Here is a 9,490-nt window from a genome sequence, read left to right as displayed (position 1 = left end):
CAGCAGGATCTTCATCGTCATGCGGTGGGCAACCTCCGTGCGTCGAGCGCCCCGAACAGGCCGTCGGCGCGGTTCCAGCCCTCGGCCAGCCGCCGCGCCTGCTCGTCGCGTCCGGAGGCCACCGCCGCCGCGATCTCCCGCGTGGCATGCGCGTGCAGGTGGGCCCGGTAGCGCGCATAGTCGGCCGCCGAGTCCTTGCTGACCATGAACGGCCAGTCGCTGGAGACCGTCAGCAGGGTCTCCCGCAGTATCTGGTCGGCGACGAAATCCCTTGTGGCATCCGATGCTGTCCCGCGGGCCAGCGCCTTGTCCACGGTGCTCAGCGCGGTGTCCACCACCTCGCTGTTGAGCTGGACCAGGTCGGCCACCTTCTCGCCCGACCACACCTGCCAGTCCTTGCCCGAACCCCACGAGCTGGGCGGCAGCTGCACCGGCGCACCGACATATCCCTCGGCGATCGCGTCCGACAGCGTGCCGACCCGTATCCCGGCGGCGGGCAGTGCCCGCAGCACTCGCTCCAACCAGACCGGGCCTTCATGCCACCAGTGGCCGAACAGTTCGGTGTCGAACGCGGCCACCACGTGGGCGGGCCGGCCGATCCGCTCGGTCTCGGAGCGCAGACGCTGCCGCACCGTCTCCACGAAATCGGCGACATGCGCGTCGACGGCGGCATCGGCGCGCGCCGGGTCGTACGGCGCCTTGTCCTGCGACGGCACGTTGCGTCCGGTCACCCGGGCGGGCTTGAGTCCGGTGGCGTGGTCGTAGGTGTGGAAGTCGCGATACGCGTGGTGACCGGGGTAGCCGGATCTGGGCGACCATACGCGGTAGCTGACCTGCAGGTCGCGGCCGAACGCCACGACGCCGGACTGGCCGACCGGCCTCCCCAGCGCGGTGTCGCCGCGCAGGGACGGACCGTCGACCATGAAGTGGCTGACGCCCGCCGCGGCGTATCCGGTCTCCATGCCGGGCGCGTAGGCGCACTCCGGGGCCCAGATGCCGGTCGGCGCGTGCGCGAACCGGTGGCCGGCGTCGGCCAGGCCCTCGCGCAGCGCGAACTCGCGCAGCCGGGGGTTGAGCAGCGGCTGGAACGGGTGTGCCAACGGTCCGCCGAGCAGCTCGACGACTTCACCGTCGAGCAGCTCCCGCAGCACCGGGCCGGCGCCGTGGCGCCACAGCGTGTCGAACTCGTCGAGTTCGCGTTCGGCCTCGGTGTATTCGCGAGCACCGAACTGGCGCAACGCGTCAGGCGCCGACGCCGGCGAGGTGCCCGTCGAGGTGCGCGTGGTCGCCGCTTCGAGTGCGCGCAGCTGCCAGTTGGCCAACCAGTGCTGCATGCCCTGCAGGCAGTACGGGTCGTCCAGCTGCGCCGCCACCACCGGCGTGACGCCGAGGGAGATCAGGTGCGTGCGGTCCTCGGCGGCCAGCGTGCGCAGGACCCGCACCAGCGGCAGGTAGGACGCCGACCACGACTGGTACAGCCATTCCTCGCCGACCGGCCACCGTCCGTGGTGGGCCAGCCAGGGCAGGTGGGTGTGCAGGACCAGCGTGAACAGCCCCGGTGTGTTGTTCGCTGCGCGCCCCGGTGTGTTGTTCGCTTCGCTCACGGCCGCACCGCGATCGCCACCAGGTCCAGGCTGTCGTCGATGTGCCGACCGGGCACGCCGGCCGACCCCGGCACGAGGTCGAAGTCCTCGACGGTGACCGATTCGATGTCGGCGAGCAGTTCAGCCGGCCACGGGGCGTCGGCCAGCGCGCGCTCGATCTGCGCGTCGATGACCGACCCGCCGTGCCGGGCGTCGATCTCGACGAGGCGGCGGCCGTGAAAGACCCCGAGCATCGCCTCCATCGTGAAACCGGCCGCCTCGAGCAGCTCGGTGAGTTCGGCGGCGTCGAGCTCGCGGGTGTGGAACGGGTTGACCGGGGTGTCACGACCCGGGGAGAACGTGATGCGATTGGGGGTCGACATCAGCAGGACGCCGCCCGGACGCAACACCCTCGCGCACTCCGCCGCGAACTGACCCTGATCCCACAGATGCTCGATCACCTGGAAATTCACCACCACGTCGACCGAAGCCGTCGGCAGCGGCAGTTCGGCCAGGTTGCCGTGGCGCATGTCGACCCGGGGATAGCGCGCCCGCACATGCGCCACCGCGGACTCGTCGTAGTCGAGTCCGATCACGGATCTGGCAACGTCCGCGATCAGATCCGCGCCGTACCCCTCGCCGCACCCGGCCTCCAGCACGTCGCGGTCGCGGCAGCGCTCGACCAGCCGCCGGTACACCACCTCGTGGCGGCGGAACCAGTAGTTTTCCTCCGCCACGCCCGGGACGGTCCGCTCGCCGGTCAGCGCCATGGGGGCCGGGTCTCCGGCGGGACCGTTGGTCACAGATGTGCTCATTGGAAGGCAGGCTAACCCCTCACGGACCGATGGCGAACTCTTCGTGACGTCCATCTGATCGCGGGGCCGGTGGATCGCAAACATCGACCCGCTATGGTGATCGTGCGAAGCACCCAAAGTTACCCGCTGGTAACATCGTGGTGCCTGCGTCAAACGTGGTATGGCCGGTCCGTTACCGGCCCCTTCGAGGAGGACGAACCAGAGTCATGACGAACATCGTGGTCCTGATCAAACAGGTCCCAGACACATGGTCTGAGCGCAAGCTGTCCGACGGCGATTACACCCTGGACCGGGAAGCCGCCGACGCCGTGCTCGACGAGATCAACGAGCGTGCCGTCGAAGAGGCACTCCTGATCAAGGAGCGGGAGGGCGGCGACAGCACCGTGACGGTCCTGACCGCCGGTCCCGAGCGCGCCACCGAGGCGATCCGCAAGGCGCTGTCGATGGGCGCCGACAAGGCCGTCCATCTGGTCGACGACGGCATGCACGGCTCCGACATGGTGCAGACCGGCTGGGCGCTGGCCCGCGCGCTGGGCACCATCGAGGGCACCGAGCTGGTCATCGCCGGCAACGAGGCCACCGACGGCACCGGTGGCGCCGTGCCGGCGATCATCGCCGAGTACCTGGGTCTGCCGCAGCTGACGCACGTGCGCAAGCTGACCGTGGAGAACGGCAAGGTCACCGCCGAGCGTGAGACCGACGAAGGTGTGTTCACCCTCGAGGCCTCGCTGCCCGCCGTGGTGAGCGTCAACGAGAAGATCAACGAGCCCCGCTTCCCGTCCTTCAAGGGCATCATGGCCGCCAAGAAGAAGGAAGTCACCAAGCTGACGCTCGCCGAGATCGGCGTCGAGAGCGACGAGGTCGGTGTGGCCAATGCCGGGTCGAAGGTGCTGTCCTCGACCCCGAAGCCGCCCAAGACCGCGGGCGAGAAGGTGACCGACGAGGGCGACGGCGGCAGCAAGATCGCCGAGTACCTGGTTGCCCAGAAGATCATCTAAGTCCCCCCATCGACCTACAGACATAGAGGCAAACGAAACCCATGGCTGAAGTACTTGTGCTCGCCGAGCACGCTGAAGGTGCGCTGAAAAAGGTCACCGCCGAACTGATCACCGCCGCCCGCGCGCTGGGCGAGCCCGCCGCCGTCGTGGTGGGCAAGCCCGGGACCGCCGAGGGCCTGGTCGACGGCCTGAAGGCGGCCGGCGCGGCGAAGATCTACGTCGCCGAGTCCGACGACGCGGAGAACTACCTCATCACCCCGTATGTGGACGTGCTGGCCTCGCTGGCCGAGTCCGCGACGCCGGCCGCCGTGCTGCTGGCGTCCAGCGCGGACGGCAAGGAGATCGCGGGTCGGCTGGCGGCCCGGATCGGCTCGGGCATCCTGAGCGACGTCGTCGAGGTTCGTGAGGGCGGCAAGGGCATCCACTCGATCTTCGGCGGTGCGTTCACCGTCGAGGCCGAGGCGGTCGGGGACACCCCGGTCATCACGGTGCGGCCCGGCTCGATCGAGGCCGAGCCCGCCGACGGCGCCGGCGAGGTCGTCACCGTCGAGGTGCCCGCCCCCGCCGAGAACGCCACCAAGATCGTCTCGCGTGAGCCGGCTGTCGCCGGTGACCGCCCGGAGCTCACCGAGGCGACCGTCGTCGTGTCGGGCGGCCGTGGCGTCGGCAGTGCCGAGAACTTCGGCATCGTCGAGGAGCTCGCGGACTCGCTCGGCGGCGCGGTCGGCGCCTCGCGCGCCGCGGTCGACTCCGGCTACTACCCGGGCCAGTTCCAGGTCGGCCAGACCGGCAAGACCGTGTCGCCGCAGCTCTACATCGCGCTGGGCATCTCCGGGGCGATCCAGCACCGTGCCGGCATGCAGACCTCGAAGACGATCATCGCGGTCAACAAGGACGAGGAAGCGCCGATCTTCGAGATCGCCGATCTCGGCATCGTCGGTGACCTGTTCAAGGTGACCCCGCAACTGACCGAGGCGGTCAAGGCCCGCAAGGGCTGAGTTTCTCTCTGCACCGCAGACGCAAAATCGCACGTTCCGCCGAGCGGACGTGCGATTTTGCGTCTGGCCGGGGGATGGGTCGCCGTCCTTCGACGACGCCCCCGTGATGGACTTCTTCACCCGCTCGGCGGCGAACCTGGTCGCCGCCGCCGGGAATGCCGGCGTCCGGCACTATGCCGCGTTGTCAATCGTCGGCGCCGACGGACTGCCCGACAGTGGTTATATGCGCGCAAAAGTGGTGCAGGAGAAGGTGATCGCCGCATCCGGGCTGCCCTACAGCATCCTGCGCGCGACCCAGTTCCAGGAGTTCGCGGAGGCGATCGTGGCCTCGTTGGAGGACGGTGACGAGGTGCGGGTGCCGGATGCCCGGATCCAGCCCATCGCCGCCGAGGAGGTCGCCGCCGAACTGGCCCGTGTCGCCGTCTCGGCGCCCGTCAACGGTGTCGTGAACATCGGCGGGCCGGACAAGATCTCGTTCGCCGACCTGGCGCGGACGGTGTTGGCTCGACGCGGCGCCGACAAGGCGATCGTCGTCGATCCCCGGGCCACCTACTTCGGCACTGCGGTGGACCACATGAGCCTGGTCACCGGCGACGGCGCCGTGTCGGGCACCGCGCGCTTCGCCGACCGCCCCACGGTGAGTTGAGGAGCCGCATCGGGGCGGCGGCGCGACGAACCGGGCCCGCGGCACGTGACCGGGCCCGGGTCGGCCAAGTCGTCACCTGTCGCTCACGGACACGACATGCGCCGGATGCCCTGACGTGAGGCGGCTGCGCGACCGTGCAGCCATGAGCACTGCTTCTGTACTCATCGCCCCCGACGACATCGATGGCCCGCACGGCGGATCCGCGCCCTCCTCGCCGCGCTACAGCCTGCTGCTGTGCACCGACGCGGACTCCATCGAGGCCGCCCAGCGGCTGCGCTACGACGTGTTCAGTACCGAGCCGGGCTTCACGCTCACCGGTGACGGCGGTTCCGGTGGCCTGGACGCCGACCGGTTCGACGAGTACTGCGACCATCTGCTGGTCCGCGACGAGGCCACCGGAGAGCTCGTGGGCTGCTACCGTATGCTGCCGCCGCCCGGGGCGATCGCCGCCGGCGGTCTGTACACCGCGACGGAGTTCGACGTCACCGCCCTGGACCCGCTCCGGCCGTCGCTGGTCGAGATGGGCCGCGCCGTGGTGCGGGCGGGGCACCGCAACGGCGCCGTGGTGTTGCTGATGTGGGCCGGCATCCTCGCCTATCTCGACCACAGCGACTACGACTACGTCGCCGGGTGTGTCTCGGTGCCCGTCGCCGACCCCGACGGCGACAGCCCGCCCGGCAGCCGGTTGCGCGGTGTGCGCGACTTCGTCGGCCGCAGGCACGCCGCGCCCGCCGAATACACCGTCCACCCGTACCGGCCGGTGACCGTGGACGGTCGCTCCCTCGACGACATCGAACCGCCCACCCGGTTGTCGGTGCCCCCGCTGATGCGCGGCTATCTGCGGCTCGGCGCCCAGGTGTGCGGCGAACCCGCCCACGACCCGGATTTCGGGGTCGGCGACTTTCCCGCGCTGCTCGGCAAGCGCGACGCCGACACCCGCTACCTGCGCCGTCTCCGCTCCGTCGGGATGGCCGCCGCTGCCACCGCCGACGGAACGCGGTCATGACCCTGACCCGCGAACACGCCTACCTGCAGCCGGCGACCTGCGGTACGGGGTGCGTACACGCCGGCGCCGACGGTCCCGGACGGCGCTGGGTGGTCGCGCTGCGCACCACGGTGCGTGTCAGCGCAGCGGTGACGCTGTTCGCGGGAGTCTGGCTGCTGGCGCTGCCGCTGCCGGGCCGGTCGCTTCTGCAGCGCGGCTACTGCCGCCTGATGCTCCGCAGCCTCGGTGTGCGGATGTCCGTCTCAGGAGGTCCGATCCGCAACCTCAAGGGCGTGCTGGTGGTCAGCGGACACGTGTCGTGGCTGGACGTGTTCGCCATCGGCACGGTGCTGCCCGGCTCCTTCGTCGCCCGCGCCGATCTCGTCGACTGGCCCGCCCTCGGCCCGATCGTGCGGATCATGAAGGTCATCCCGATCGACCGTGCCCGGTTGCGCAGGCTGCCGGTGGTGGTGGCCGCGGTCGCCGGCCGGTTGCGGGCAGGTCATACGGTGGTGGCGTTCCCGGAGGGCACGACCTGGTGCGGGCTGGGTTACGGACGGTTCCGTCCGGCGATGTTCCAGGCCGCGATCGACGCCGGACGGCCGGTGCAGCCGCTGCGGCTGACCTACCGGCACAAGGACGGGCGGCCGTCCACCGTGCCGGCGTTCGTGGGGGACGACACGCTGCTGACGTCCGTCAAGCGGGTGATCACCGCCCGGCGCACCGTCTGTCACCTCCATGTCGAGTCCCTGCAGTTGCCCGGCACCGACCGGCGCGAGCTGGCCGCCCGCTGTGAGACCGCGGTGCGGGGCGTCGCGGGGCCTGCGGCACTCGGCGCCGGTGCCGGTGCCGGGTGCGGTGAGGGTCACGCGCTGGTGGCCTGAGCGCGATAGAGGCGGCCGGGCACGCGACGGCTATCCTGGAACGGTTATGTCTTCGCCCGCGTGGGGGTGGGCGTGATGGTCGGCAACGTGGCCTTCACCGCCGCGGTCACGGTCGTCCTCGCGGCGGGCTGGCTGCCGTTGACCGGGTTCGGTGTCGCCGCGACGGCAACGTTCACCGCCCTCACCGTCGGCCTGGCTGTCCTGCAGTACCTCGGGTTGCGCCGCCTGGCGTGAACCCGACCCGACTTCCGGTCCGGAGTCGCCGTCACAAGAGGTCGTGGCGTCGGCTCCGGCACCGGGCCCCCGATCGCAGCACCCAACAGGAAGGAAGCACGATGACCGCACTCACCGCCCGTACCACCGTCGCAGACGACGGGTTGCTCCGTTTCGCGATGCGCCTGGACGCCGTTCTGGTCGGGGTGACCGGGGTGCCGTTCGTCGCCGCCGCCGGCTGGCTGTCGTCATTGACCGGCGTCCCGGTGGCGGTCGAATACGCACTCGGGATCTTCTTCCTCGGCTACGGCGTGGTCGTCTACCTGCTGGCCGGACTGGAGAACGTGCGCCCCGGCGGGATCGCGACCATCGCCGCCAACGCGCTGTGCACCGTCGGCTTCACCGCCGCGGCGTTCGCGGGCATCTGGCCGCTGACCGGCTGGGGCATGGCTCTGCTGCTCGGCGGCGCGGCCTACACCGCGGCCATCGGCGCCGTCCAGTACGTGGGGCTGCGCCGGGTGAAAAACAGGTAGTCGAACACCTACAGGATCGCCGAGCCGCGCGCTCACACTGAGAAGACGCCCGGGTACAGGGAGGTCGCCGTGTCCGTCACCGCACATCACACCACCGAGACGGACACGTGCGACCTCTGCGTCGTCGGCGCCGGGATCACCGGGCTCAACGCGATGTTCGCCGCGAGCCGGTACCTGGGTCGCGGCCAGAAGATCATCCTCGTCGACCGGCGGCCCCGGGCCGGCGGGATGTGGAACGACACCTGCTCCTATGTGCGCCTGCACCAGCCGCATCCGATGTTCACCGCAGGCAACATCGCCTGGACCCTGGGCCGGGAGCCGTCCTACCTGCCCGCCAAGGACGAGGTCCTGAGCCACTTGGGCCACTGCCTCGACGAGATCGAGAAACGCGTGACGGTCGACGAACGTTACGGCTGGGACCTGCAATCCGACGAACCGGCTCCCGACGGCGGCGTCCGCGTCACCTGCCGAACCCCCGACGGCGGCACCCGGGTGATCCACGCCAAGCGGCTGATCAAGGCCTACGGGATCCGCGTGCTGCCCAACGAGCCGCTGACGCTGTCCAGCCAACGGGTGCGGTCGGTGTCGCCGGACACCTGCGACGTGCGCACCGGTGAGATCGGTGAGAGCAGCAGCCCGGTGTACATCATCGGCGGCGGCAAGACCGCGATGGACACCGCTCACGCGCTCATCACGACCAACCCCGGCCGGGAGATCAATCTGGTGGCCGGATCCGGCACCTTCTTCACCAGCCGGGACAAGTTCTTCCCGAAGGGGCGGCGCCGGTGGATCGGCAGCACCCTGCTCAGCAGCATGGCCGTGGACTTGTGCCGCCGGTTCGACGGCACCAACGAGGAGCAGATGGCCGAGTGGTTCCGCACCACCTACGGCACGTGGATGACGCCGTCCACCCGGAACTTCATGCTGGGTGTGCTGTCCGAAGCCGAGAACAAGACCATCGCCGACGGCGTCGACGACGTGATGATGGACCACCTCGAGGACGTCGTCGACCGGGACGGCGCCACCGAGCTGGTGCTGCGCAGTGGCGCCACCCGGCCGGTCGAGGACGGCAGCTGGATAATCAACTGCACCGGCTATCTGAACAAGGGTGATTATCCGTACGAGCCCTACACGTCCGCGGACGGCAGTGTGCTGTCGATTCAAATACGGTCGGCGACAATGCATCTCGCGTCGTTCATGGGCAACTTCATGACGCATCTGATGTTCCTGGATCTGCTCCGGGAAGTGCCGCTCTACGAATTCGACCTGCAGGACATGCTGAACCGGCACAAGGCGGTGATGCCGTATGCGATGTTCACCCTGGCGCAGTACAACATCGGCCTGATGGCCGACGCGATGCCCGCCAAGGTCTTCGCCGATTGCGGCCTGGACTTCGACCGCTGGTACCCGTGGCCGCGCCGCACCGCCGGCACGCTGCGGTTCATGCTGAACCACCGGCGCGAACGCGAGCACCTGCGTGAGGTGCTCGACACCGTGCGGGAGCGGTGCGACGTGCGGTGCGGGCCGCTGGCGGCGGGAGGCGCTACAGCTTACGAAGCCGCAGCCGGTTGATCGAGTGGTCGCTGTCCTTTCGCAGCACCAGCGTGGCGCGCGGACGCGTCGGCAGGATGTTCTCGATCAGGTTGGGCCGGTTGATCGAATGCCAGATGTCGCGGGCGGCGAACACCGCCTGTTCGTCGGTGAGCGTGGAGTAGTGGTGGAAGTGCGAGGCCGGGTCGGCGAACGCGCCCTCCCGCATCGACAGGAACCGGGAGATGTACCAGTTCTCGATGTCCTCGATGCGGGCGTCGACGTAGACGGAGAAGTCGAACAGG

Annotated in this window: 10 protein-coding genes and 1 pseudogene; 8 read left to right on the top strand and 3 right to left on the bottom strand. The window is 69.7% G+C overall.

What is annotated here, in order from left to right:
* Positions 1-17: 17 nt before the first annotated feature.
* Positions 18-1,604 (bottom strand): glycoside hydrolase family 57 protein, encoded by a 1,587-nt coding sequence (locus ASJ79_RS11265; RefSeq protein ID WP_067955124.1) that lies wholly within the window; start codon positions 1,602-1,604, stop codon positions 18-20.
* Complete coding sequence (locus ASJ79_RS11260; protein ID WP_067955122.1) at positions 1,601-2,398, bottom strand: bifunctional 2-polyprenyl-6-hydroxyphenol methylase/3-demethylubiquinol 3-O-methyltransferase UbiG; 798 nt, start codon at positions 2,396-2,398, stop codon at positions 1,601-1,603. Before ASJ79_RS11260 ends, ASJ79_RS11265 begins: the two co-directional genes overlap by 4 nt.
* A gap of 206 nt (positions 2,399-2,604) precedes the next feature.
* On the opposite strand from ASJ79_RS11260, the gene ASJ79_RS11255 reads away from it, so the two are divergent.
* The 8 genes from ASJ79_RS11255 to ASJ79_RS11225 all read left to right on the top strand — a co-directional run bounded on the left by ASJ79_RS11255 (position 2,605) and on the right by ASJ79_RS11225 (position 9,227).
* Positions 2,605-3,396, top strand: coding sequence for an electron transfer flavoprotein subunit beta/FixA family protein (locus tag ASJ79_RS11255; protein WP_067955120.1), 792 nt, complete (start codon positions 2,605-2,607; stop codon positions 3,394-3,396).
* A gap of 41 nt (positions 3,397-3,437) precedes the next feature.
* Positions 3,438-4,394 (top strand): electron transfer flavoprotein subunit alpha/FixB family protein, encoded by a 957-nt coding sequence (locus ASJ79_RS11250; protein WP_067955118.1) that lies wholly within the window; start codon positions 3,438-3,440, stop codon positions 4,392-4,394.
* A 49-nt stretch (positions 4,395-4,443) separates the two neighbouring features.
* A complete protein-coding gene (locus ASJ79_RS11245) occupies positions 4,444-5,040 on the top strand; it encodes an SDR family oxidoreductase (RefSeq protein ID WP_369803649.1) in 597 nt (198 codons plus the stop codon).
* A 142-nt stretch (positions 5,041-5,182) separates the two neighbouring features.
* Positions 5,183-6,046: a GNAT family N-acetyltransferase gene (locus ASJ79_RS11240; protein ID WP_067955116.1), complete on the top strand. Its 864-nt coding sequence runs from the start codon at positions 5,183-5,185 to the stop codon at positions 6,044-6,046.
* Positions 6,043-6,909: a 1-acyl-sn-glycerol-3-phosphate acyltransferase gene (locus ASJ79_RS11235; RefSeq protein WP_067955114.1), complete on the top strand. Its 867-nt coding sequence runs from the start codon at positions 6,043-6,045 to the stop codon at positions 6,907-6,909. The genes ASJ79_RS11240 and ASJ79_RS11235 overlap by 4 nt, the downstream gene beginning before the upstream one ends.
* Positions 6,910-6,969: 60 nt before the next feature.
* On the top strand, positions 6,970-7,143 hold the full coding sequence (locus ASJ79_RS32130) for a hypothetical protein (protein WP_156448380.1): 174 nt from the start codon (positions 6,970-6,972) through the stop codon (positions 7,141-7,143).
* Positions 7,144-7,244: 101 nt separating this feature from the next.
* Positions 7,245-7,655: a hypothetical protein gene (locus ASJ79_RS11230; RefSeq protein WP_067955113.1), complete on the top strand. Its 411-nt coding sequence runs from the start codon at positions 7,245-7,247 to the stop codon at positions 7,653-7,655.
* 69 nt (positions 7,656-7,724) lie between these two features.
* Positions 7,725-9,227 carry an FAD-dependent oxidoreductase gene (locus ASJ79_RS11225; protein ID WP_067955111.1) on the top strand — a complete coding sequence of 501 codons (1,503 nt, stop codon included), beginning with the start codon at positions 7,725-7,727 and terminating at the stop codon, positions 9,225-9,227.
* On the opposite strand, the pseudogene ASJ79_RS11220 reads toward ASJ79_RS11225, so the two are convergent.
* Positions 9,199-9,490 (bottom strand): annotated as a pseudogene (locus ASJ79_RS11220) (type I pantothenate kinase); the annotation flags it as partial. The gene ASJ79_RS11225 and the pseudogene ASJ79_RS11220 sit on opposite strands and share 29 nt — an antisense overlap.

The sequence above is a fragment of the Mycobacterium sp. NAZ190054 genome (assembly GCF_001545925.1).
GTDB lineage: Bacteria > Actinomycetota > Actinomycetes > Mycobacteriales > Mycobacteriaceae > Mycobacterium.
This window is presented reverse-complemented; position numbering and strand designations above follow the sequence as displayed.